Below are 25,622 nucleotides of genomic sequence, written 5' to 3'. Positions count from 1 at the left end.
TGGCTCGGGCCCCACGACCGGTCAGAGGGTGAGGAGCTCCGTGGAGGTGGTGGCGGCTTGCAGGGCATCGGGGTCGGGGAGGACGCCGATCCCCGGGCGGGTGGGGACGGTCAGTCGGCCGTCGTGGAGGACGAAGGGGGCGGTGATGTCGCGGGTGTAGTAGCGGGCCGAGGCCGAGATGTCGCCGGGCAGGGTGAAGCCCGGGAGCGCGGCCAGCGCCAGGTTGGCCGCCCGTCCCAGCCCGGTCTCCAGCATGCCGCCGCACCACACCGGTACGCCGTTCGCCAGGCACAGGTCGTGTATCCGGCGGGCTTCCAGATACCCGCCGACCCGGCCGGGCTTGATGTTCACGATCGAGCACGCCTCCTGCCGGATGGCGGTGGCCGCGTCCCGGGCCGAGGTGATCGACTCGTCCAGGCAGATCGGGGTGTCCATGCGAGCCGCCAGCCGGGTGTGAGAGAGCAGGTCGTCCGGGGCGAAAGGCTGCTCGATCAGCGTCAGCCCGTAGGCGTCGAGCCGGCGCAGGTGGGGCTGGTCCGCCGGACCGTAGGCGGTGTTGGCGTCCACCTGCAGGGCGATGTCCGGGCCGAACGTCTCCCGGATCGCTCGCAGCGGCTCGATGTCCCAGCCCGGTTCGATCTTCAGCTTGATCCGGGCGTAGCCCGCGCGGAGATAGCCGTCGACGGCGCTGATCAGCTCATCGACGGTGTCCGTGATGCCGACCGACACGCCGACCGCGAGCTCGGTCCGCGTCGCCCCGAAGTACTGGGCGAGGCTGATGCCCGCGGTGCGCAGTTCGGCGTCCAGTACCGCCATCTCGATGGCCGTCTTGGCCATCGGATTCCCCCTGACCGGCCGGAGCAGCTCGGGCACCAGCGCCGCGGTCAGCTCGGGAGCCCGGGACAACCGGGGCAGCAGGAACTGACGTACCACTTCCCGGGCCCCGGCCAGGTACTCGGCGCTGTACGTCGGATCGTCGTCGGCCACGCACTCGCCCCAGCCGACGGCGCCGTCGGCCGTGGTCACCTTGACCAGCAGCGAGTTCCGGTGTTCCTGGGTTCCCAGCGCGGTCCGGAACGGCGCGACCAGGGGCAGGGCCACCTCACGCAACTCCGCCTGCTGCAGCTTCATTCCGATGCTTCCTTCCGTCGCAGGACGTACCAGCCGGACCGGTCGAACCCGTCGATCCGGTAACCGTTCTCCAGGGCGCCACCGAGCGCCTCGCGCATCGCGGACCGCCAGCGCCGGGCGGCGGCCGGATCCCTTCGCCGCAGGGACTCCGCGTCCACCGGGGTGGCACAACGCAGTACGCCGCCGGTCGCGGCGCGCGGTAGGGGCTCGCCGTTGCCGTCCTCCTCGAGCACGGGTTCCGCCGCGGCCGGGTCCGGCAACGGTGGCGGTGCCGGTGCGTGCGGCGTCGCGTGCACCGGCCACCTGACGAACAGCCGGTCGGAGTCGTCGCCGTCGTTGATGCCGTCGTCCAACGGCCCGTAGAAGTCGGGCAGGTACGCCTCAGCGACCGCCCCGAGCCGGTGCAGGTTGAAGTAGGCGTTGCGGCGGATCAGCGGGTCGTACGTCCACGAGATCGACGACAGGCCCACCTCGGCGGCCCACTCCCGCTGGTGCGACTTCATCGCCGCGCCGATCCCGCGCCCGTGCATTCCCGGCAGCACGCCGGCCACGTGCGAGTGCAGACTGTCCCCGATGGTCCGGAACCCGGCGGTCACGCCGACCATCGCCGTCCCGAGATACGCCGCCGCGACGTAGCCGCCGGTGTGCGCGAGCGCGCACATGACGTCCAGGGCCAAGGGTGGCTCGGCGAGGTCCGGGGTGTTCCACACGGTACGCAACACCGCCTCGGCCTGCTGGAGTTCGGGCACGGTCCGAAGCAACTGAATTCGGACGTCCGCCCGTTCCGCGACAGCGGAAGGGAATTCGACCATGTGACGAGTCTGCTCGGCGGACCGCCGCGGGCCGTTGGCGTCCAGGCCCGAGTTCACCTGGCCTCCTTTGTGCCGATGTCCGGCAGCCGTAGCCGCAGTTGCAGCGCCAGCGCCAACCGCAGGTCCGGATCATCGATGTCGATCAGCTCGGCCAGCCGGCGCAACCGGTGCCGCAACGTGTTGGGGTGCAGCGTCATGGCTTCCGCAGCCCGTGGCACGTCGTAGTGCCCGGCGATCCAGCAGCGCAGCGTCTTCTCGTACTCCGTTCCGTGCCGGGCGTCATGGTCGAGCACCGTCGACAGCGGCTCCGCGTCCAGGGCCGGACGGTACCGGAGCGCCTCGTACACGTCCCGCAGGAACATCGGGGCGGCCAGCTCTTCATGCCGTCCGATCTCCGCCTTGCCGAACGGTCCGCACACCACCTTGAGCGCCTGCCTGGCCTGGCTCAGCCCTGTCGAGATGTCGGCGAGGCCGGGAACGGTGCGACTGATCCCCGCCCGCCAGCCGCTGTCCAGGGTGTCCCTCGCCCGAGCCAGCACCGTCGCGATGATCAGTTGGATCACGGGCGCGTCGGACGCCGTGTCGACCACCGCCACGGCCTGACCGTCCAGCGCTCCCGCGGCGGCTCCCAGCCGGTAGGCGGAGAGCCCCATCCGCAGCAGGTCGCCGACGTACTCGGCGGCGGAATCCGGCGACACGCCTCGCGCGTGACCGGCCGGGTCACCGAAGCGGCCGATCACCAGCACGGTCGCCGGGGCGTCGAAGCGTATCCCGAACGAGTCGGCGAGCTCCCGGGTCACTCCCAGACCGCGGAACAACCAGCCCAGCCGCTCGGCCCGTTGCCGGCGCTCGGCGTCCGCCGCGAGGCTGACCCGGGCAAGGTGGGGCGCGGCCAGCCGCGCGCCCTCGGCGAGGACGTCTGCCGCCTCCTCCGCCAGGGACTCGTCGCCTTGGAGCACCCAGATGGTGCCCAGCGCCTCGCCACCGTCCCGGATGGCGACGGCGAGGCGCGGCCGGTACTCCTTCGGCTCGTAGCTCCACACCGCGGTGTCGGACCGCAGGACAGCGGCGTACTCCTCGGCGTGGGTCGGGTGGTCCGGCACCCGGCGGCCGAGGATCCCGTCCCGACGCGCGTCGTCGACCAGCTGGCCCGGGACCGTGGAGTAGGCCAGCACGCGCATGGACAGATCCTCGATCGCCACCGCGCCGCCGGCGCGCACGGCGATGTCGTTGGCCAGGGCGAACAGGTCGGTGGACCGGTGCCTGTTCGGCTCGAACACCGGGCTCGTGATCGCACGCAGCGCGTCGATCAGGGTGTAGAGCTGCCCCCAGGAGATCTCGGCACTGCGCTCCAGGAGCGCCACGCCGGTCCGTTCGGCCGCCTGTGTCAGCGCTGCCGTGTCCGTGGCTCCGGCTCGCATGACCACCGCCTTGGCGTGGTGTTCGGCAGCCCACTCCAGGACGTCGGCGGTAAGCCGGCCGGGCACCAGGACGATCGCGTCGGTCAGCCCTGCCCCAGCGGCCTCGGTGTCATGGATCGTGGGCGCCCCGACGGCGACCTCCCGGCCCCGTGGCAGCGCGAGCGGCCGTAGGAGATCGGTTCCCAGGCTGTCGAGCACGACCCCGAGGGTGATCCCGGCGGGGGCTGTCACCGCCGCTCCGATCGCAGTATCCGGCCCCGGCGCTCGCCGGTGAACTCACCGTCGGCGATCACTCGCTCACCGGCCAGGTGGTGGCGAGGTTGAGGCCGGGGGGAAGTCCCAGGGGGGCGGCGTCGTCGGGCTGTCTGACGAAGCGCATCCGGTGGACGCCGTGCGTGCTGATCAGGAGGTCGTCGCCGCTGGGGCGCAGGCTGATCAGGCCGCCCGCACGGAACGCGCCGTCCGGTGCCGGTTCGATCGTCCCGACGAACTCCAGGCCGAGTTCGAGCGTGCCGTCCCGGGTGACCGTCGCCAGGATGCCGAGCTCCGGACTGCGGTAGACGGCCGGTGGCAGCGTGGCACCGGCATCCGTGGGGGGACAGCGCCAGTACTCCGCGGCGCGGCCGGGGCGGTACACCGATCCGATCCTGATCGTGCCGGACGACACCCGCAGCCAGGAGCCCGCGCTGTCCTCCAAGCCCTGCCAGCTGCCGTCGACGGCCGGTGCGAACTCGCCGGCGGGCGGCGCGCCGTGGACGCGGATCCGACCGTTGCCCACGGCGTCGATCCGCAGGGTGAGGCCGGATCGCGGATCCAGCCAGTCCCCCGTCAGCCGGGCAGCGGGCTCGGCGGCCACCGGGTCCGCCATCAGCTCGACGGCATCGTCCTCGGGCAGCCCGGCGGCCAGCCGCAGCACCTGGGTGGCCAGCTCCGCGGCGTGGATCGAGGAGTTGTTGCTCAGCAGCGCCACGCCGAGGCCGGCGTCCGGCATGAACAGCAGTTGGGACCGGTACCCGGGGACACCGCCGGCGTGGCCGAACGCCGGGTGGCCCACGATCGTCGTGTGGTAGAGACCCAGCGCGTACGGCTGCTCCTCGCCGTCCCCGGAGTCGACCCGCCGCAACAGCCCGTCGCGGATGTCGGCGCCCAGGACCCGGCCGTCCTGCAGGAACCCGAACCACGGCGCCAGGTCGGCGACGCTGGTGGCCAGGCCGCCGTCGCCGACTGCGGACTCCTCGGTGTCGGCGCGCCGGACGGCACCGCGGGTGACGTCGTACCCGTAGGCGAATCGCGGCAACGGCTCCCGACTGTCCTCGCGGAACACGGTCTCGTTCATGCCCAACGGTGTGAACATGCGCTCCGTGGTGAACTCCCCCAGGGTGCGACCGGTGAGCCGCCGCACCAGCGAGGCGACCAGGACGTACCCCGTGTTGGAGTAGGAGAACGCGGTCCCCGGTTCGAAGTCGACCTCGGTCAGCGCTGCCACGAAGGCCAGCGTCTGATCCTGGGTGATCCTCGTCAGCGGGCGGCCGGCGATCGTCGTCAGGGCCAGCCAGTCCCGCAGACCGCCCGTGTGCCGCAGACATTGACCGACGGTCACCGGCATCGCCAACTTCAGCTCGGGCAGGTGCGTCCGGATGTCGTCGTCCAGCGACAGCAGCCCGTCCCGGCACAGCAGCAACGCCGCCGCGGCGGTGAACTGCTTGCTCATGGAGGCGATGTCGAACCGGGTCCGGGTGTCGACCGGCGCCTCGAACTCCACGCACGCCAGCCCCGCCGATGCCTGGTGGATCAGCTTCCCCTCGGTGTAGATCCCGACGGACAGTCCCGGGTCCCCCGGGCGTACCGCCAAGCCCACGACCTCGGACAGTGTTGTTGAGATGCCCATGCGCCACAGGCTCTCAGCCACGACTGCCCGGAAGGTGAGGTTCCCCCGACGTGCGGAAGGTTGCCGGAGATGGCCTGATTGGCCATGAGAAGGGAGCCTCTGCCATGGCCGCACCGATGAAGTACCCGCCCGAGTTGCGACGGCGTGCGGTGGAGATGTACCGCACCGCCGACCCGAAGCCCGTGATCCGCAAGATGGCCCGCGACCTGGGCGTGCACCACGAAGCGCTGCGCAACTGGATCCGCCAGGACGAGGCGGACCGGGGCGAGCGGGACGACCGGCTGACCACCGCGGAGAAGGAGGAGCTGGCCGCTCTGCGGAAGGAGAACGCCGAGCTCCGCCGGTCCTGCGAGATCCTCAAGGCCGCCTCGGCTTTTTTCGCCCAGGAGCTCGACCCGACCCGGCGACGGTACTGAAGCTCATCGACGAGCACCAGGACCGCTTCGGGGCCGAGCCCGTCCTCCGGGAACTGCACATCCCCGCCTCCACCTACTACCGCTGGCGCCGCGACGTGGCGGAGCCGTGCGAGCGCAAGCGCCACGACGCCGAGCTCACCGAGCACATCCGCCGCATCCACGCCGACTCCGACGAGACGTACGGCTCCCCGCGCGTCCACGCCGTCCTGCGGCGCGAGGGCACCCGGGTCGGCCGAAAGCGGGTCGAACGCCTCATGCGCCAGGCCGGCATCCAGGGCGTCAGCCCGCGCCGGCCCCGCTCCTTCACCCGCCGCGACCCGGCGGCGGATCTCGCCCCGGACCTGGTCCAGCGCGACTTCACCGCCGTCGCGCCGAACCGGCTGTGGGTCGCCGACATCTCGCTGATCCCCACCGGCGAGGGACCGTGGTGGCTGGCCACGATCCGCGACGCCTTCTCCCGCCGGATCGTGGGCTGGCACACCTCCGAGCGGGCGGACGCCGACCTCGTGCTCACCGCGCTGGAGTACGCCCTGCACGGCCGCCCCGTCGAACCCGGCCAACTGGTCCATCACAGCGACCATGGGTGTCAATACACGTCCATCAAGCTCACAACTCGACTGCTGAAGGCGGGAATCGAGCCGAGCATGGGAAGCGTGGGGGACTCGTTCGACAACGCCCTCGCCGAGAACTTCTGGAGCGTGCTGAAGACCGAGTGCGTGCGTCGCACGACCTTCGAGACCCGCACTGACGCCGACCTGGCCCTGTTCGCCTACATCGACGGCTGGTACAACACCCGCCGCATCCAGAAGCGCCTGGGCTGGCTCAGCCCCGACGAGTACGAGGCGAAGTTCTACGCCGACCAGGCGACGGCCGAACCGGTGACCGTCGAACCACCCACACCCGTCCTGACCAGGTAATCAACGCCTCCCGTGCAGCGGGGGAAGCTCAAGGTTTGTCCTGACCGGCAAAGTCCGCTCGCCCAACGTTGGCCGGAAGGACATGCCCTCACGCCTCCTGACGTCAGGAGTTCGGTCAGTACCCATCCAATCCTCGCGGGCCTGTGCCATACCGGCCGTTGAGCGCCCGATGCAGTTCCACCACATGTCACTCGATCCACGGTTCTTCCCAGGCCAGGGGCGCGGTGGGCCATCTGCGGTCAGCAAATCGTCAGCCTCGGACGGGAGGAGACCGACTGCAGCCGACCTCCATCACACTCCCGGCACCGCGCGATGGATTGCGGTGATCGTCGCCGCAGCATCGAAGCCGAGCACCGGGTCCGGTCGACCGGAGAGCAGGCTGGCGTAGAGCGGGCGATAATGGGCGATCTTCCGCGCGGTCCGGCCGTCGTTGCCGAACGAGCCCAGCAACTCCCCCTGCCGTGCCGCGAATCCGGTCATGGCAGTGTGGTCGATCCAGACTTCCACGCCGGAGCGGCCGAACACCAAGCTGCTCTCCTTGCTACTGGAACCGGTCAGCCAGCTACTGCGCAGCCGGGCTGTACCCACCTCGCCATAGGAACGGAAGTCCACGGTGCACCAGGCACTTGCACCGCCGTCCGTCTGCCGGGCGGACGTGATTTCGGTGAGGTCGACGAATCGGGTGAGCATGCTGAGCTGGTTCACCCCTGAATCCGTCCAACTGGAGACGTACGAAGCGAAGGCTTCAGGCCCCCGCAGGACGTAGGGGTCGTAAAAGGCCGAGGTCACGGCTGTGATCGGCCCCCAGCCCGAGTTCACGCCGATCAGCTCCGACGCCCAGTCGACCTCAGGGGAGAAGGCGAAGTGATGGGCAGTGAACACGCGGCCCCGTACATCGACCTTGCCGTCCAGCTCGCACAGTTCCATGAGGGAGGCGAGGTCGTGTACGAGCGGCTTCTCCACGAGCACGCGCGCCGTGGAACGGAGAAGGGCCAGGACCGCCAGCTCGGCGTGGGTCTCCGTCGGGGTGGCGAGGACCACCAGGTCCGGCTGGTGCGCTTCGAGCGCCTGGGCGAGGCTGCTGTAGTGGGGCGGTGTGGCGCCCCGGAACTCCACCGGTTCGACCGGCCGTGAGTCGACCGTGAACTCCATGACGACGTCGTCTCGTTCGGCCAGGACGGCAAGGTGAGTCTCGGCGATGATGCCGACCCCGACCAGGCCGACACGTACCGGATCGACATGTGCAGGACCGGTCATGAGCTCTCTTCCTCCTGTCCGGCCTCGGGCCCAGAGCCTTCGCGTCTCATCGTCGCGTGGCCACCTCCGCCCACCGGCCCAATGACACGGCCGCGCCGTCGATCCATTCGACCCGGGGATCGTGCTCCGTGGCCTGCGGAACGCCCTCGATCCAGCTGGTCACGATCGGAACCCAGTAGGTGTTGCCGCCCGACCTGCGGGTTCGCGCGTCGAGCTCGGCCCGCGTGCTGCGGACGCCGTCGTGGTCGCCACCGAGGACACCGATCAGAATCTGGGCCACATCGGCCAGGTTGTGGCCGCCACGGTAGCCGATGCCGTCCGCCAACCGACGGGTTCCGCCGACCGCCTCCACGGCGGCCCCGGCGTCGCCCGCCACCGCGTACGCGACCGCCTCGGCGGAGCGGATCTTGACCAGCTCCACCGGGTTGGGCACCAGATCGAGCAGGTCCCTCGCACGGGTCGCCGCATCCGCCACCGCATCGACTTCGCCGGACCAACAGGCGGTCTGCGCCAGGTTGGCCAGCGCCTTCGCCTCCGCGGCGGCGAGGCCCTCGTGCCGGGCCAGGTCGATCGCCTCCGCGTACGCGGCCCTCGCCTCGTCGAAACGGGCGTTCACCCGCCAGATGTGCCCGATCAGCCTCAACCGCTCGCCCTCGTCCTCCGGCCCCCGGCTGCGCTGGTCCCGGAGCGAACCCAGCGCCGTGCGGAACCGTCCGTTGAGGTAGTCGTAGTCGCAGAGCCAGTACCTGGCCACCGCGTCGAACTCACCGCCCACCAGTGCCCGGTAGATCTCCGCTGCCTTGGTGTAGTCACCGTGGTTGCGCAGTGCGTGGGCGAGGTGGATCTGCACCAGCTGCGCCGTCGGGCTGCCCTGCGGCAGGCCCTGCCCCACGCCGTCGAGCAGTCCGACCGCCTCGGCGGCGTGTCCAGTGCGACGCAGTCGGACACCTCGTACGGCGGCGAGGACTGCCCGGTACTCCGGCGTCCCCACCCGTTCGGCGGGAAGTCCAGCACCCAACTCGGACCACTGTCCGGCCTCGACGAGGCGCTGCGTGGCCCGGGCCATCCAGTCCGCGAAGACCCCGTGTTCGGCTGAGAGTTTGAGGCCCGACTCCAGGACCTGGGCAGTGGTCACCCGGTCGGCAGACGATCCGAGCCGATCGCCCAACCAGGCGAGCAACCGGACCGCGACCTCGCTGCGGTCGCGGTCGGACCAGCCGTCCGGCAGGCTGCGGTCCGCCTCGCGGATGGCGTGGCGCAGCGCCGCGTGCAGCGCGTACGGCAGGGCATAGGCGTCGTCGTGCGTCAGGAACGGCCGGCGAAGGAATCGGGCCACGCTGCCGTCGGAGACGTTGGGCTGTCCGGCCCGCAGGAGATCAGCACCGACCCGGTCGGTGAGCGCCGCTGTACGGACGAGGTCGCGCTCCTCCCGGGGCAGGTCCCGGATCGACCGGGTGGCCACCGCCGTGAACGTGCCACCGAAGTCGGCCGCCGACGGCTGCCCTCCGCGGGCGAGCAGCGCCACGAAGTGGGACACCGACAGGTCCAGGTACAGCGGCAGGCCCTGGCCGCCCGCGATGATGCGTCGGCGGACTTCGACAGGCATCACGGGCTCACCGTCCCGGGTGAGTGCCTCGCTGAGGTAGCTGTCGGCGTCGGAATCCGAGAGGTAGCCGACGAGGTGCTGGCGGGGTTCGACCGTGTCGTTGCTGAAGTGCAGGTTCGGCCAGCACTCGGGGCCGGTGAAGTCCAGTTCGCCGCCTGCGCCCGAGTCGGCCCAGTCGATCCGGTTGCGGCCGGTGATCACGAACAGCACGTTGGGCATCAGGTAGACGCAACGCTGGACCAGTCGCTCCACCGTGCGGTCGGCGCCCCCGTTGAGCACCTCGAAGGTGTCGAGGAACACGCACACCGTGGGCCGCCGGTCCGACCGGCTCCGGTGGGAAATACGGTCCAGGTCCCAGGCCAACAGGTACGGGAAGTACGACAGCGTCTCGTAGTCGGCGTCGGCCTCGATCAGTTCGGCGAACAGCTCACAGTCCGCCAGCAGCCGTCCTTCGCGCACCCGGTCCCGGACGGCGCGATAGGTGGCCAGGGCTGCACGGTGCGCCAGTCCGGTCAGCCCGCCGAGACCCGCGGGGTCGACCTCCCGCACGGTCTCCGCGATCTGCTCGCCCAGACCGATGCTGCGGGAGGCCCTACGGAGGGCCGGTGAGGCGTCGAGGAAGTCCTGGAGGGCCTCCCCGGGGTGGGCACGGGCCCAGTACGAGGCGAGCGCCAGGTCGAAGGCTGGCCAGCGACTGCCCAACTGCCCCAACCCGGAACGCAGACGCAGCAGCAAGCCCTCCAGGTCCCGGGCGCCGTCCTCGGAGAGGTCCACCCGGACGGTGACGACGTCGTCCCGCCCCTCGGCCGCAGCCCCGGCGAGCAGCTGGCGCTCCAGCTCGTGCGAGAGCGTCGTCTTCCCTATGCCGCCGACCCCGTAGAGCGTCAGGACGTTGCGGCGCCCCTGCGCCCGGTCCACGACCGGCGAGACATCGGCCCCGTCCAGGGTTCGGCTCAACCCCTCGACCGACCGGTTGAAGGCAGCCACCTCGTTGACCCGGTCGGTGAAGACCTGTTGTGCCGTGACAGTGGACGACAGCCCGCTCATGAACGCGGCCCGCAGGTTCACCCGTGCCATCCCGTCCCCTCTCCGCGCCTCCCCGACGACGTCCTGTCCGCGATGCGGGGATGCATATCTGAGATCGTGTCAGCTCTCAATAACGCGCCACAAGTCGCCCCGGCAGGACAGGAACGCCCAGTTGCGCATGCCTTGTCCTCACGGCAGCCAGCGGGCTGCCTGCTCCCGGGTGACCCGCGCGGCGTCGACGTGCCAGAGCTTGTTCGGCCCGTCCCACTGGGCCTTGAGGAGCGACTTGGCCTCGTCCTTCTCCCCGAAAGGGACCATGAGGTAGAGCCGTCCGTTGACGGTGTCACCGGGCCTGATGCCCGCCGCACCGGTCGCGCCGGGCGGAGTGGGCGCGGACGAAGCCGGTCCCGCGCTGTTGGTGCTTCCCCCGGCAGCCCTCGGGTTCCACGCAGCCCGCTCCTTGCGAGCCCGGTCCATCACCCAGCTGACGCGTTCGCAGGACGCCGGGTCGGTGAAGCGCATCATCAGATCGGTCGGCCCGCTGCCCGCGAGCAGGTTGAGCGAGCCGTGCCAGAGCACGGTGCTGTCGAGAATGAGGACCTTCTCGTGCATCCGCTCACGGAAGTCCACCTGACACCCGGCCTCCTCGAGGACGTCGATCTGCTTCTGATGTCGGGCTGCTCCGGCCGCTTCCCGCTGTTCCTCGGGTGATCGAGTGTGGACGACGACCCGCACGCCCTCAGCCGCTCGGGCACCGAGCAGAGCCGACCAACGGCGCACCGGCTGCGGGTCGAGGAAGGCGCAGTAGACCTCGATGCTGGTCCGGGCCCGGGCGATGTCCCACTCCACGGCCTTCTGCACCTCGTCTGCGGGGAAGAAGGCGGGCCGTGCCAGTTCCTCCTCGGACAGGACCGAGAGCTGCGCCGCGTCACGCGTCGGGATCAGCTGGTCGGCCGAGATCACCTGGGCATGGCTCTCCAGGTGATCGAGCATGACCCGGGCTTCGCTGTGGACACTGAGGTGCTTCCGCAGATGCTCGACGTCAGCGACGACGACGAGGTGGTCCTGGGCCCGGCTGAGCGCGACGTTCAGCAGGCGGCAGGTCTGGGAGGAGAGGCCGGTCCCGGCGTAGAAGATGCCCGGGTCCTTTCCGGCGCCCACGGCGGTGTCGAAGACGACGATCGGGCGCTGGCTGCCCTGGAACCGGTGGATGGTGTCGACCAGGCCCTCGTAATCCTCGCCGAAGCGGTACTTCAGGCTTCCCTTCAGTGCTTTGACCTGCGCCTTGTACGGTGCGATCACGGCCAGCCGATCGGTTGCCCGCGACCCCGGTCCGACCTCGGCGCTCCCCCACTTCCGGCCGGGGAGCACCCCTTCGTATTGGAGGCCGCGGATCAGCTCGTGGACGACGGCCTCGTTCACGGTGTTGGCCCGGTGGTCCGGCCCCGGGATGCGCTGCCTGGAGGTGTCGATGAGGATCACGGGGACATCGACCAGCGGGTTGGACGGGATCCGGCTGCTGTCGGCGCGACCGGTGGCGAGCGGCGCGTCGGGGTAGGCGACCGCGTTGACGAGACGACAGATCGGCTCGCGCATCCGGTACTGGGTGTCCAGCGCCACCAGGCGCGGGTCCTGGCGAACGGAGCCGTGCTCGCTCACCAGACCGGCCGCATGGAAGGCGTCGCGGGCAGCCCAGTACCGCGCATGCGCGCGCTCGTCCTCCGTGGCCTTCCGGTCGCTGTCCCCCTTGGTAACGGCGGGCAGCTGCCTGAAGTCGCCTGCCACGACGATCCGCTTGCCTGCCAGGCCCGCCGCCAGCCATGCCGAGGGCAGGTTCACCATGCCCGCCTCGTCCACCACCACGACGTCCACCCGGTCGAGCAGCTTGCGCGACTGGACCGCCTTGGCCACCGTCGCCCCCATGACGCGGCACCGGGACCGTACGGTCTGCTGGATCCGAGCGAGCTGCCGCTCGAACTCCTGGATGCGCTCCTGCAAGGCGCCGACTTCGTGGACGAGTGCCGTGTACGCCGCAAGACCGACGAGCCGGGGCCGCAGGGTCTCAAGGCTTCCGCTGGTCGCACTGATCCGGGCAGTCAGTTCCTCCGCCTGCTTCCGGGCGGCCGCTCCGACGTACTGAGCAGTGAAGGAGGACTCGGTGGCCCGGGCGAGTTCCTCCCGCAGCGTCGTGAGCTGCTTCTCCTTCCGCCCGCCGAAGAGGCCCTTCGGTTCTCCCACCTCATTGATGGCCAGCCGCAGCCGGGCCACCTCGGCCTCTGCTCGCAGAGCGTCCCGTTCCGCGCCCCCAGCCGATTCGAGTACGCTCCGGTGGGCCTTGCGGTCCTCGGCGAGGCGCTGCTCCAGCTCCCGGACTTCGTCGTACAGGGCGACCCCGACCCGGGCCCTCTGCAGAGCCTCCCTCGCCGCCCGTACCGCCTCGTCCAACTGCGCCGAGACCCGACCCGCGATCCGGGCCGGATCGACGAAGTCTCCGTACCGCTCGCGCAACGACGGCAGTTCGATCTCCCCGGCCCGCTGGACGAGGCCCTCGGCGAAGCCCGGCTCGGCCTTCAAGAGGTCACAGATCCGCTCCAGGGCCTGGTCGACGGCGACCTTGGTCGGTGCCAGGAACAGGACGTTGTGCCCCTGACGGACGTTGCCCTCCACGATGTGGCCGACGACGTCGGTCTTCCCTGTTCCCGGTGGCCCCCAGAGGAACAGCACCTCACTCGCCAGGGCCTGGGCGACGGCGGTCCGCTGACGCGGGTTGAGCTTCAGCCCGTGCCAGTCGGCCACCCACCGCCCGGGGTCCGACACCCGGCCCACCGCCGGTGCCCCCTGTCCGACGATCCACCCGGCGCTTTCGACCCGGATGCCGCCGTCGTCCGAGCCCACCGCCTCCAGGCGTTCCGCGAGCACCACCAGGCCCGCCGAATCGTCCTTCCGCACCTGCACGTTGCGTGCCCCCGTCGGCAGGCCCTCGGCCAGCACGAGCCTGACCTTTCCGTCCGGCATCGGGGACGCCTCACCGGGGATCCAGGCACCGCGAGCCTGGGAGGGGCGCACCAGGACGGGGCTGCCGTCGAACGACGCCGGCCACCGGCGGCAGCCGAAGAGGTACTCGTACCGCCCCTCCGCCGCGGAGACCTGCTGCCCACCGGACAGCGCCGCCTTCTCCGCTTCTTTGGCCTCGTCGCGACGTTCCGCCCTGATCTCCGCCTGCACGGCGGCCAGGAGTTCGGTGACCGGGTAGGGCTGCTCGGCCTGTGTCATAGGTGTGCGTTCCCCCGTTGCGCGTGCACAGTGTTCCGACCACTGTACGGAGTGCGACCGACACCAGGGGCGGATTCCGTCAACCGCCGAGCCCGGCGGACTCACCGCGAGAACAGACCCGCGCGGGCCGGGTGGCCACGTCTCCCGATCCACCCGCTCGATCGAGCAGGGTCCACTACGGTGGCCGTAGTCAGGACTCCGATCACCACCACGACGAGGACGGGCGTGCAAACGACAACTCCCCTGAGCCCCGAGGACCCGCCCGAGATCGGTGGTTTCGAACTCCTCGCCCGGATCGGTCAGGGGGGCATGGGTCAGGTGTACCTCGGCGAATCCCCGGGCGGGGAACAGGCCGCGGTCAAGGTGATCAAGCCCTCCCTGGTCGACTCGGAGACCCGGCTGCGCTTCGCCCAGGAGATCGAAATCCTCAAGACCGTTTGGGGAAACCGGGTCGCGGCCTTCCTGGACGCGGATCCCGAGGCGGAGCCACCGTGGCTGGCCACGGAGTACGTCGAGGGTGCCGATCTCCGCAGGCATGTGGACGCGTACGGCCCGCTCCCGGCCGTCCTGGTGGCCTCGCTCGGCGCGACCCTCGCCGAGGCCCTCGCCCTGGTGCACAAGCAAGGACTGCTGCACCGGGACCTCAAGCCGGCGAACGTCCTGCTGGGACCCACCGGTCCCAAGATCATCGACTTCGGCCTCGCGGTGTTCGCCGAGTCGGGTTCCTCCCTCACCGCCCCGAACACGGTCGTCGGCACACCCATGTGCATGGCGCCGGAACAGGCCAACGGCGTGAAGCCGCTCACGGAGGCGGTCGACGCGTACGCACTGGGAGCGGTCCTCCTCTTCGCACTGACCGGCCGGTACCCCTACCAGGCCGCCAACATCAATGTGCTCTTCCACATGGTCACCGATCGGGACACGCCGCCGGACCTGGCTGGTGTCCCGGCCGAGCTGTCACCGATTCTGGCCTCGATGCTGGCCCACGAGGCCAGGGACCGACCGTCCCTTCCCTCCGTCGTCCAGGAGTTTCGCGCCGTCATCGAGACCCAGGGCCTCAAGGTCGCCCAGGCCCGCCGGCGCCTGACAGCTCTGACCGCAGCGCGTCCGGCTCCCGGGCCCGGCTCGACCACCCAAACCGTGCAACTCCTCCAACCTGCCCCGGCCGACGCAACCACGGTTCCTGCCCCAGCGCCGACCGTCGCCCCGCCGCCCGGTCCCGCACCGGACGAAAACCCCGGCTACACACCGACACTCAGGGACGTCCCCGCGGTGACAACCTCGCCCACCGACGCGCCCGGGCCGACGCCTGCCCCGCCCTCGGCATCGGCGCCCCGTACGCCCCGACGATCCCTGCAGGCCCGTCGCACAGCTCAACAGCTGCGCGAGGTCTACGCCGCCAAGGCCCCGTTCTGACCGAGGCCCGGTCCTCTCCTCGCACTCGCCGTAAGCTCTTCACCTGGTGCGCTGTCCCTGGAGGACGGCCGCCCCCACCGCACAGCACGATGAACACAGGAGGCAGCGGGTGACCCCCGAGCTGAGCAGCGCCGAACCGACCGGGGCCGTGGAGGACCCGTATCCGGCGGGCGCGCAGGTCTTCGTTCGGGACGAAGTGTGGCTCGTACGGAACAGCTCGCTCACCGAACACGACGGCGCCCGGGTCGAAGTGGTCGGCGTCTCGGACTTCGTCCGTGACCAGGAGGCGGTCTTCTTCACCGCCCTCGACCGGATCGAGCTGGTCGACCCCCGGAAGACGAAGCTCGTCGCCGACGACTCGCCGAACTTCCGCCGCTCCCGCCTCTTCCTGGAGGCCGTGCTGCGACGGACCGCCCTGCCCCAGTCGGAACGCGGCCTCGCCCTGGCCGACTCCTTCCTCCTGGATTCCCTCCCCTACCAGCAGCGTCCGGCCCAGCTCGCGCTCTCCGGCCGCAACCTGCGGCCCCGGATGCTGATCGCCGACGTGGTGGGCCTCGGCAAGACCCTGGAGATCGGGCTCACCCTCGCCGAGCTGATCCGGCGCGGACGCGGGGACCGCATCCTGGTCGTCACCCCGCAGCACGTGCTGGAGCAGTTCCAGCACGAGCTGTGGACACGCTTCGCGATCCCGCTGATCCGACTGGACTCGGTCGGCATCGAGCGGATCCAGCGCGAGATCCCGGCGGGCCGCAACCCCTTCACCTACTTCAAGCGCGTGATCGTCTCGATCGACACCCTGAAGAACACCGACCAGTACAAGCACCACCTGGAACGGATCAGCTGGGACGCGGTCGTCATCGACGAATCCCACAACCTGATCAACCGCGGCTCGCTCCGCAACCAGCTCGCCCAGATCCTGGCCCCGCGCACGGACGCCCTGATCCTAGCCTCCGCCACCCCGCACAACGGCGACGCGAAGTCCTTCGCCGAACTCATCGGCCTGCTCGACCCGGCGGCCATCCGCGACCCGGAGAACTACCGGGCCGAGGACATCGAGCACCTCTTCATCCGCCGCACCAAGATCAGCCAAGAGGTGCGCGAGCAGATGAAGGGGCAGTGGGCGGACCGCGGCCCCTCCCACTCGGTGCGCTGCGCGGCCACTCCGGCCGAGGAGAAGGTCTTCGAGGAGCTGGCCGAGGTCTGGCTGCCGTCCAACGGCCGGAAGTCGGTCAGCGATGTGCCGCTCTTCCCCTACACCCTGCTCAAGTCCTTCCTGTCCTCGCCGGCCGCGCTGAAGGCCACCGTCGAGACGCGGATCAAGACGCTGGAGAAGAAGGAAATCCAATCCGCCGTGGCGGCGGAGCGGGAGGCCCTGCTCCGGCTGCGCGACCTCGCGGGCGCCATGTCCGACACGGACTCGGCGAAGTTCTACGCGCTCGTCTCCGAGCTGCGGGCGATCGGGGTGGGGCCCGGCTCCGACACCCGCGTGGTCGTCTTCTCCGAGCGCGTGCAGACCTTGGAATGGCTGCACTCCGTCCTTCCCGCCGCCCTCGGCTTCAAGGGCCGGGCAGCCCAGGGCGCCGTCCGCCTCATGCACGGCGGCCTCAGTGACGAACAGCAGATGCAGTGCGTCGAGGACTTCGGCCTCGCCGACACCCCGGTGCGTGTGCTGCTCACCGGAGACGTCGCATCCGAAGGCGTCAACCTCCACCGCCAGTGCAACCAGCTGGTGCACTACGACGTGCCCTGGTCGCTGATCCGCATCGAGCAGCGCAACGGCCGCATCGACCGCTACGGCCAGGCCCGTTCCCCGGAGTTCCGCGCGCTGATCCTCACCAGCGAGGTCGAGGGCGCCAAGGACGACATCCTCGTCGCCGAGCGCCTGCTCGACCGCGAGCGCGAGGCCCACCAGAAGCTCGGCACGGCGGAGGCCGTCACCGGTCTCTACCGCGCGGAGGCCGAGGAGAAGTCGCTCATCCAGGACCTGCTGCGCGGCCGCACGGTGGAGGAGTCCCTGGAGGCGCACCGCCCGCAGGCCGACGGGCCCGACGGAGGCGGCGGCATGGACGACTTCCTCGCGGACTTCTTCGGCTCGGTCGGTGAAGAGCCCACTGGCGAGGACACCTCCGTGCCGCGCGCCGACGTGCCCCGCCTGTTCGCCTCCACCCGGGAGTTCCTCGACGAGGCCCTGCGGGAGGTCTTCCCGGATGCCCAGAGCACCCTGGAGATGGACCGCGACGAGACCTCCGGCCTGATCTCCTTCCGCCCGCCGGCCGACCTCGTCCACCGGCTCAAGGCGCTGCCCCTCGACTACGTGCGCGAACAGCGGCTTCGGGAAAGGCTGTTGGTCACCCTCAACCGGCGCCTCGCCGAGCACTCCCTGCAGCGCGCCCGCGAGTCCTCCACGTCCAGCTGGCCGGAGATCTCGCTGCTCACCGACCTCCACCCGGTGGTGGAGTGGCTCACCGACAAGGTGCTCGTGCGCCTCGGGCGCCAGGAGGCGCTGGTCATCACCGCGGACGTCGCCGAGCCCACGTACCTGATCCAGGGCGTCTACTCCAACGCCCTCGGCCGGCCCACGGTGGTCAAGTGGATGGCGGTCACCCGGGACGGTGCCGTCGACGACGACATGGTGGCGATACTCCGCCGCTCCGGTGTCGGGCCCACCATGGCCAACCCGCTGAAGCACTGGCCCGTCGACCGGCTGCAGGACGCCATCCCGGCCGCGCTGGAGCGGGCGGAGGCGTTCCTGGAGCACCACCGGGAGGCCTGGGACGAGCCGCTGCGCGAACCGATCGAGAACTACCGGCTCCGCCTCGGCGCCTGGGAGCAGCCGACCCTCGCGGGCGAACGCACCAAGGAGCGCCTAGCCGGCATCGCCGACTCGCTGCTCACCACCGGCCGCCCGCTGCTCCGCGTCCTCGCCGTGCTCGCCCCCACGCCGCCCCAGGCCGTCTGACCCCTGAGAGAAGCAGTTATGACGTACGACTCCCTGGTGAACCGCGGCGACTACTTCTCCGCCCACTACCTCGCCGAGGTGCTGCCCAAGGACCTCAAGTCCGGGCTGCTGGCCGTGTGGAAGGAGCGCGAGGAGGCGGCGAAGGCTGCCACTGTCGCTGACGACGCGGAGCAGGACCCGGACGCCCTGCCGGTCACCCCCCGGGCCGGCCTGCGCGCCCTGCGGCGGCCGTACTTCCGCTCGCGGGCCGGCTTCGCCCTGCCGGAGGCGGCGGAGGACGGTCGGACGTCGGCGGATGACGACACTGCCACCTACGGCTCCCCGGCCTGGTGCGAGCGGGTGCGGGCGCTCAACGCCCGGGTGCTGCTGGCCCTCGGCTACGACGCCAAGCCCGGCACCATCACGGTCGAGCGGGCCGACCAGGCGTACCAGGTGCGGGTCGCGCACAGCGAGAAGGGCCTGATCGCCCTGGACTGCGGCTGGGCCGCCGAGCCGGACGCCGCCCTGGACCCGGACGGCCCCGGGCGCCTGCTCGAACCGCTGGTGCTCGACGGGCAGCACTGTCTCGTGACCGGCTCCAAGCTCGCGTCGTTCCTCTTCGCGTGCGAGGACGCGCCCCGGTACGTCCTGCTGCTGGTGGGTGGCGTCGTCGTTCTCGCCGACCGGATGACCTGGGGCGAGGGCCGCTACCTCGCGGTGTCGCTGGACGGCGCGCTGGAGCGCAACGACACCAAGGTCGGCGGCGAACTCGACACGGTGGCGGCCCTGTTCGGCGCCGACTCGCTGCGCACGCCGGAGGCGGGCGGCGAGAACCCGCTCGCGGAACTCGTCGACAAGTCCACCAAGCACGCGGTCGGTGTGTCGAGCGACCTGCGCGACGGGCTGCGGCTGAGCGTCGAGCTGATCGCCAACGAGGTGCTGGACCGCATCCGCGAGAACGAAGGCGTCCGGCCCGAAGACATCATGGAACTCCCCGAGCTGGGAAAGCAGCTGACCCGGGAGTCGTTGCGGTATCTGTACCGGATCCTGTTCCTGTTGTACGCGGAGGCCCGGCCGGAGCTGGGCATCCTGCCCGCGGACTACCCCGAGTACCAGCAGGGGTACGGACTCGGACGGCTCGGTGAACTCGTCGCCGAGCGGGACCTGGTGGACGAGAAGTCGCGGCGTGGGTTCTACCTGTACGAGTCGCTGGACCTGCTGTTCGGCAAGGTCCAGGACGGCTACCGGCCGCGGCGAACGCATGGTGTGGTGGAGGAGAAGGCCTCGGAGGACGTGGGGCTGCGGTTCGAGCCGCTGCACTCCAAGCTGTTCGAGCCCGAGTCCATCAAGCTGATCGGCGCCTCTTCGGTACCCGATCCGCGCTTCGATGCGGACGAGACGGGCGAGGAGCGCTACCTCGACACCAGGCTTCGGAATGCGACGCTGTACAAGGTGCTGCGCCTGCTGATGCTCACCAAGGGGCGGAAGGGCGAGCGCGGTGGCTTCATCTCGTACGCGCAGCTGGGCATCAACCAGCTCGGTGCGGTGTACGAGGGGCTGATGTCGTACAGCGGCTTCGTGTCGGACAAGGAGCTGTGGGAGGTCGCCAAGGGTGGCGACCCGAAGGACGGCTCGTGGCTGATCCCGAAGTCGAAGGTCGACGAGTACCCGGACGACGTGTTCGTGCGGACCAGGGACGAGGACACCGGCGAGGAGGTGCCGGTCCGGCACAAGCCGGGCTCCTTCGTCTACCGGCTGTCGGGACGGGACCGGCAGACCTCGGCTTCCTACTACACCCCTGAGTCGCTGACCAAGGTCACCGTCCAGCTCACCCTCCAGCACCGCCTGGACCAGGACGGGACGGTGACGCCGGCCCGTGAACTGCTGGACTGGAAGATCTGCGAACCGGCCCTCGGGTCGGGCGCGTTCCTGAACGAGGCGATCAACCAGGTCGCGGCCGAGTACCTTCGGCGGCGGCAGGACGAGCTGGGCGTCGCTATCGACACCGAGAAGTACCCGGTCGAACTGCAGAAGGTGAAGGCGTACATCGCCCTGCACAACTCGTACGGGGTCGACCTCAACGAGACGGCGGTCGAACTGGCCGAGGTGTCGCTGTGGCTGAACACCATGCATCCGGGGATGGAAGCGCCCTGGTTCGGCCTGCACCTGCGGCGAGGGAACTCGCTGATCGGCGGACGGCGGGAGGTGTACCCCGCCGAGAAGCTGAAGAAGGGCGGATGGCTCGGGACGACGCCGGAACGGTTCCCCCTGGCAGACGCGGTGAACGGGGCTCCGCTGCCGGAGGGCGCGGTCCACCACTTCCTGCTGCCGGCGAAGGAGTGGGGCGCGGTCGCCGCCGAGAAGGAGGCCAAGGCGCTGGCGCCGGAGGAGGCGAAGGCGCTGGGCGCGTGGCGCCGGGCGCTCACCAAGTCCCCCGACGCCAAGCAGATCGCCCGTCTGCAAGGCCTTGCGCGGCGCGCCGAGTACCTGTGGAGCCTGGTCGTACGGCGCCTGGAGATCTCCGAGCGCGACATTTCACGTCGCATCGACGTGTGGGGCGCCGAGGAGGAATGGCTGCGCCGCCCCGAGGCCGCTGTGCAGCGAGAAGACGTTCTGGCGGATCTGCTCGCGGTCGACACCCCGTACTGGCGTCTCAAGACGCTGATGGACGCCTGGTGCGCGCTGTGGTTCTGGCCGGTCCAGGAGGCTGCGCTGCTGGACGGCAGCGCCGACCGGTACAAGCGCGTACAAGACAGTCCTGTCGCTGTGGCTGCCGAAGAGGACTCATCGCAGGTCCTCCTGTCCTGGCAGGCGGAAGACCTCTTCGGAGGCATCGGCGAGTCCGGCGAACTGACCAGGCAGGCGGTCGAGCGCCGCCGCAATACCGGCCGCCGCAAGGAGGCGATCCGCGAGGTACGGCGCTCGGTGATCGCCCTCACGTCTCTGGACGATTGGCTCGACTTCGCCGAGGCCCTGCTCGGCACCCACGAGGTGCCGGCCGAGTCCCTGGTGTCGGCCTTCGAGACCCTTGAGGAGCTGACCCCCTACGAGGACACCCTGCCCGACCTCATGGGCATGGACCGCGCCCACTGGCTGGAGTCCCGCTTCCCGTGGGCCTCGGTCGCACGGGATGTGGCGGAGGATCAGGGATTCTTCCACTGGGAGCTGGAATTCGCCCAGGTTTTTGCCCGAGCCGGCTACGACATCCAGGTGGGAAACCCGCCCTGGGTGCGCCCCCGCTGGCAGGAAGATACGGTTCTCGCGGAGAAGGATCCATGGTTCGTCCTTGACGACAAGCCGAGCCCTGCCGAATGGCAAATCCGAAAGAATGAGCTGTTCTCAAATCTCGGAACTTCCTATTACTTGGCCGAGCTTGCCTCGAACGTCGGCATAGTCTCCGTGTTGAGCAGCACAGCTGCTTATCCCATCCTTGTAGGCACTCAACCCGACCTATACAGGGCTTTCATGTGCCGCGCCTGGACAAACCAATCGTCACCAGCCGCAACGGGTCTCATTCATCCTGATACTCATTTCGGTGGATCCCGAGAAGCACAGCTTCGCGGCTCCGCATATCGCCATCTGCGAGTACACGCAAGCTTCATCAATGCTGCAAATTGGGCTTTTGAAGACCTCAGCCGAAACCAAGAGTTCGGCCTCCACATCTACGGTCCGCCGCGTGAAATTGAATTTCTACATCTGAGCGAGTTGTACGGGGCCGAGGTCGTCCCCGGCTCGCTTAAGCATGACGGAACAGGCGCCACTCCGGGGATCCGGCACGAGGGAGCCTGGGACATCAGACCTCATCGCGACCGAGTCATCCATGTTGACGCTCACCTGCTAACGAGCTGGCATCGTCTGTCAGGCGAATCTGGCGCGATCAGCCAGACGCCCCTCCTCTACCCAATCACTTCGCTTGAACAAGGAGCAATCGAGGCCATAGGGCGGGTCGGAACTCGGCTTGACGCTCAGGATCCACTAATCAGTGCAGGCTATCACGAGGCAAATGGAAAGAAGGACGGATACATCCGCTGGGAGAACCGTGAGGTCGACTCCCTAGATGAGGTGATCTTGCAGGGCCCCCACTTTGGAGGCGCAGTTCCGTTTGCCAAAGAGCCCAAGATTCCATGCCGCAACAATAACGACTGGATCCCGCTATCTCCATCCAATCTAGAGCAAGGTTTCATCCCTAAGACGAATTACGTCCGTGCATGCAGCATGGAGCGATATGAAGAGCGACAGGATTCATGGCGCGGGCGCAGGTACACCCGCTATTTCCGCCTAGCGTGGCGCGCAATGATTCCCTTCAATAGCGAGCGCAGCCTGTTTGCGTCGATCATCCCCCCGGGCCCAGCGCACATCCATGGCGTTCATTCGATGGCGCTCTCGGATAATTACCTCACTGTCCTAAACTCCGGATTTTGGTCAGCTCTCCCTCTCGACTATCTCCTACGCATTACAGGCCGCACCAACCTCATGGCAGGCGAAGCCCTGAAGATGCCTGCCGCCACAGCCGGGCACCCTCTCGCCACACCGCTCCTCATCCGCTCCCTGCGTCTGAATTGCCTTACTGACGCATATTCACCGCTCTGGGAGGAATTGTTCCACCCCGCCTGGCCAGAGTGCGAGAATTGGGCGTACGAGAAATGGCGGAACCTCCAGCCCCTCACCACACAACTCACGTCCACCTGGAAGTACGAGACCCCGCTCCGCAGCGAGGTCGAGCGCCGCGCCGCACTTGTCGAGCTTGACGCACTTGTTTCCGTCTGGCTGGGCATCACGGCTGACCAGCTCGTCGCAATCTACAAGTCCCGCTATCCGGTGCTCTCTGACTATGAAGCCAATATGTATTTCGATTCAGCCGGGCGCAAGATCGCCCGAAATCACAATACGTACGGCTATGGACAGACTAAGGATGCCTACCCGACCCTCCTTGATCATCTGGCTAGTCCCGCGACCGTCCCGCCATCGGAGGGCTACACCGCGCCGTTCTACAAGGCCGACCGCGAGACCGAGATGCGCGCTGCCCACGCGCACTTCCAGGCGCGCCTCGATGCGGAGATCGCTGCCGGCCGGTGGGCCCCACCGACGCCGACGTCCCCGCTGACGCCCGACGAGGATGGATCATGACCGACAGAAACAACCTCCCGGGCGGGAAGTCCAAGTACTCCGCGCCGGAGGCACTCTTCGCGCTCGATGAGCCCGGCACCCAACTTCCCGTCGAGTTCGACGACGGCGGCAAGAGTTCCGGCGTCGAGTCCGAGGACATCGGTGAGCGGATCGCCAGCCCCTTCGATCCCAGCAAGATCGAGGTGCAGACCCGGACCCCCACGGTCTCGCTCCTCATCAATCGCATCCGGCGCGACACCATCGACCTCGCCCCGGACTTTCAGCGCCGTGCCGGCATCTGGACGGCGCAGGCGCAGAGCCGGCTCATCGAGTCGCTGCTTCTGCGGATCACGCTTCCGACGCTCTATGCCGCCGAGGTGGACGAGGAGTCGTGGGCGATCGTGGACGGCGTTCAGCGCCTCACCACCATCGCGCGCTTCGTCGACGCCGCCGCCATCGGTGCCGAGCCCCTGGTCCTCACCGGCCTGGAATACCTCACCGAGTTCAACGGCTGCTCCTTCGCCGACCTCCCCGGACGCCTTCAGACCCGGATCGAGGAGACCGAACTCGTGGTCCTCCTCATCCGTCGCGGCACTCCGGAGGAGGTGAAGTTCAACATCTTCGCCCGCATCAACACGGGCGGCCGTCCCCTGACCCGTCAGGAACTCCGGCATGCACTCATCCCCGGCCGGGCCCGTACCTTCCTCTACGAGCTCGCCAATACCCGACCGTTCCTCAGTGCGACGTCCTACAGCGTCTCCCCCGAGCGGATGTCGGACCGCGAGATGTGCCTCCGCTTCCTGGCGTTCAGCCTCAACTCGCCGGATTCCTACGCCTCGCAGGACTTCGACGGCTTCCTCCGCTCGGCCATGCACACCATCAACACCTTGTCCCCCGAGGAGCTCTCCGATCTGGAGGGACGTTTCCTCCACGCCATGAGCGCAGCGGAACGCATCTTCGGTATCCACGCCTTCCGGAAGCGGTTCCCCGGCTACAACCGCCGTTCTCCCGTCAACAAGGCACTGTTCGAAACCGAATCGGCGTGCCTGGCCAACCGGACTCGCGCCGAGATCGACGCGCTCGCCGCCCGCCAGTCGGTCGTGGAGAAGAAGTTCATGGAGTTGATGGACGACCCCACCTTCGTCGGCGCGGTCTCGGCCGGCACCGGTGATGTCGGTAAGGTGAGGCTTCGTTTCCGCGAGATGGACCGGATCTTCCAGGAGACGCTTGATGCTTGAGCACATTGGCATCACCAACTTCAAGGCCTTCGCCCACCAGGACATTGCCCTGGCCCCGTTCACACTTCTCACCGGGCTGAACTCTTCCGGCAAGAGCACCGTTCTCCAGTCCCTCGCGCTCCTCCGCCAATCCCACGGGCTTCTCCATCTTTACGACGACAGCGGCGGTTTCCTCCTCAACGGTGAACTCGTCGAGCTCGGCACTGGTCAGGACGTGCGACACGACACGTACGTGCGACACGAGTCGGCCACCGGGGACGCTCGCAGCATCACGCTCGCCGTGACGTCCGACGGAACCCGCTACGCCTGGTCTGCCGCATACGGCCGTGAGGACGACCTACTGAGGATGACCGACTGCCCGATGGGTCCGGACGCCCACGACGCGGATGAGTGCTCGCTTTTCCAGCCCGGGTTCCAGTACCTCAAGGCCGACCGGATCGTCCCGGCCGTCAGTTACCCGCGTTCCCACCAGGCCGCCGTGGGCCGTGGATTCCTCGGCTCACGGGGCGAACACACCGTCAACTTCCTTCGGGCCCACCAGGACGACCTCGTCGCGGCCGGCCCGCTCCGGCTGGACGACACCCGTTCCGCTTCTCTCCTCTCCCAGACCGACGCGTGGATGCAGCGGCTCTGCCCGGGCGTCAACCTCCAAGCGGTGGGCATCGACGGCACGGACAGCGTGCGCCTCAGCTACGGTTTCGGCTCCGGGATCTCCGCCTCCAACCGCTACCGTCCGACCAACGTCGGCTTCGGGCTGACCTACGCCCTGCCGATCGTCGTCGCCTGCCTGTCGGCCCAGCCGGGTGCCCTGATCCTCCTGGAGAACCCGGAGGCGCACCTCCACCCGCAGGGGCAGACCTGGCTGGCGTACCTCGCGGTGGCCGCCGTCGCAGCCGGAGCCCAGGTGATCGTGGAGACCCACTCCGACCACGTCCTCAACGGGCTGCGCATCGCCGTGAAGGACGGGCGCATCCCGGCAGCGTCCACGGCCGTCCACTTCTTCCGGCGCCACGAGCAGACCGCCGAGGTGATCAGTCCTGTCATGGGCGAGGACGGCATGCTTTCGGAGTGGCCGACCGGGTTCTTCGACGAGTGGGAGAACTCCCTGGAGAAGCTTCTCGACTGACCTCCGGCACCCGCGCACGTCCTGACAGTCGATCCACAACAGAAACCCAGG

14 protein-coding genes are annotated in these 25,622 nt (G+C 69.2%); 7 read left to right on the top strand and 7 right to left on the bottom strand.

Annotated elements, in window-relative coordinates; genetic code table 11:
• Positions 1-21: 21 nt before the first annotated feature.
• Genes menC through HS99_RS05775 form a run of 4 tightly spaced genes read right to left on the bottom strand, consistent with a single transcriptional unit; the run spans position 22 to position 5,252 of the window.
• Positions 22-1,131, bottom strand: coding sequence for an o-succinylbenzoate synthase (gene menC / locus HS99_RS05790; protein ID WP_030555421.1), 1,110 nt, complete (start codon positions 1,129-1,131; stop codon positions 22-24).
• Positions 1,128-2,000 carry a GNAT family N-acetyltransferase gene (locus tag HS99_RS05785; RefSeq protein ID WP_197698007.1) on the bottom strand — a complete coding sequence of 291 codons (873 nt, stop codon included), beginning with the start codon at positions 1,998-2,000 and terminating at the stop codon, positions 1,128-1,130. Before HS99_RS05785 ends, menC begins: the two co-directional genes overlap by 4 nt.
• Positions 1,997-3,595, bottom strand: coding sequence for a PucR family transcriptional regulator (locus HS99_RS05780; RefSeq protein ID WP_030555417.1), 1,599 nt, complete (start codon positions 3,593-3,595; stop codon positions 1,997-1,999). The genes HS99_RS05785 and HS99_RS05780 overlap by 4 nt, the downstream gene beginning before the upstream one ends.
• Before the next feature lie 58 nt (positions 3,596-3,653).
• Positions 3,654-5,252, bottom strand: a complete 1,599-nt coding sequence (locus HS99_RS05775; protein ID WP_078938962.1) for a serine hydrolase domain-containing protein — start codon at positions 5,250-5,252, stop codon at positions 3,654-3,656.
• A gap of 104 nt (positions 5,253-5,356) precedes the next feature.
• On the opposite strand from HS99_RS05775, the gene HS99_RS05770 reads away from it, so the two are divergent.
• Positions 5,357-5,668 carry a transposase gene (locus tag HS99_RS05770; protein ID WP_030558521.1) on the top strand — a complete coding sequence of 104 codons (312 nt, stop codon included), beginning with the start codon at positions 5,357-5,359 and terminating at the stop codon, positions 5,666-5,668.
• Positions 5,599-6,585 (top strand): IS3 family transposase, encoded by a 987-nt coding sequence (locus HS99_RS05765; protein WP_197698057.1) that lies wholly within the window; start codon positions 5,599-5,601, stop codon positions 6,583-6,585. Before HS99_RS05770 ends, HS99_RS05765 begins: the two co-directional genes overlap by 70 nt.
• A gap of 291 nt (positions 6,586-6,876) precedes the next feature.
• Here the strand turns inward: HS99_RS05765 and HS99_RS05760 are convergent, their stop codons facing one another.
• The 3 genes from HS99_RS05760 to HS99_RS40735 form a co-directional block, all read right to left on the bottom strand.
• Positions 6,877-7,842 (bottom strand): Gfo/Idh/MocA family protein, encoded by a 966-nt coding sequence (locus tag HS99_RS05760; RefSeq protein WP_030556368.1) that lies wholly within the window; start codon positions 7,840-7,842, stop codon positions 6,877-6,879.
• 46 nt (positions 7,843-7,888) lie between these two features.
• Entirely contained in the window at positions 7,889-10,525 is a 2,637-nt protein-coding gene (locus HS99_RS05755; RefSeq protein WP_030556367.1) for a tetratricopeptide repeat protein, read from the bottom strand.
• Positions 10,526-10,663: 138 nt separating this feature from the next.
• The gene (locus HS99_RS40735; RefSeq protein WP_078938408.1) at positions 10,664-13,747 is read right to left on the bottom strand and encodes an AAA domain-containing protein; all 3,084 of its coding nucleotides are present in this window, start codon (positions 13,745-13,747) and stop codon (positions 10,664-10,666) included.
• A 225-nt stretch (positions 13,748-13,972) separates the two neighbouring features.
• Between HS99_RS40735 and HS99_RS05745 the strand changes: the two genes are divergently transcribed.
• From HS99_RS05745 to HS99_RS05725, 5 genes are all read left to right on the top strand, one after another.
• The gene (locus tag HS99_RS05745) at positions 13,973-15,163 is read left to right on the top strand and encodes a serine/threonine-protein kinase (protein ID WP_046385410.1); all 1,191 of its coding nucleotides are present in this window, start codon (positions 13,973-13,975) and stop codon (positions 15,161-15,163) included.
• Between the two features lie 109 nt (positions 15,164-15,272).
• Positions 15,273-18,122, top strand: coding sequence for a helicase-related protein (locus HS99_RS05740; RefSeq protein WP_030556364.1), 2,850 nt, complete (start codon positions 15,273-15,275; stop codon positions 18,120-18,122).
• A gap of 18 nt (positions 18,123-18,140) precedes the next feature.
• Positions 18,141-23,228 carry a hypothetical protein gene (locus HS99_RS05735; protein ID WP_030556362.1) on the top strand — a complete coding sequence of 1,696 codons (5,088 nt, stop codon included), beginning with the start codon at positions 18,141-18,143 and terminating at the stop codon, positions 23,226-23,228.
• Positions 23,174-24,445, top strand: a complete 1,272-nt coding sequence (locus tag HS99_RS05730) for a DUF262 domain-containing protein (protein WP_141763673.1) — start codon at positions 23,174-23,176, stop codon at positions 24,443-24,445. Before HS99_RS05735 ends, HS99_RS05730 begins: the two co-directional genes overlap by 55 nt.
• The gene (locus tag HS99_RS05725) at positions 24,438-25,571 is read left to right on the top strand and encodes a DUF3696 domain-containing protein (RefSeq protein ID WP_030556360.1); all 1,134 of its coding nucleotides are present in this window, start codon (positions 24,438-24,440) and stop codon (positions 25,569-25,571) included. The genes HS99_RS05730 and HS99_RS05725 overlap by 8 nt, the downstream gene beginning before the upstream one ends.
• Positions 25,572-25,622 lie beyond the last annotated feature (51 nt).

Source organism: Kitasatospora aureofaciens (assembly GCF_001188955.3).
Taxonomy (GTDB): domain Bacteria; phylum Actinomycetota; class Actinomycetes; order Streptomycetales; family Streptomycetaceae; genus Kitasatospora; species Kitasatospora aureofaciens.
This window is presented reverse-complemented; position numbering and strand designations above follow the sequence as displayed.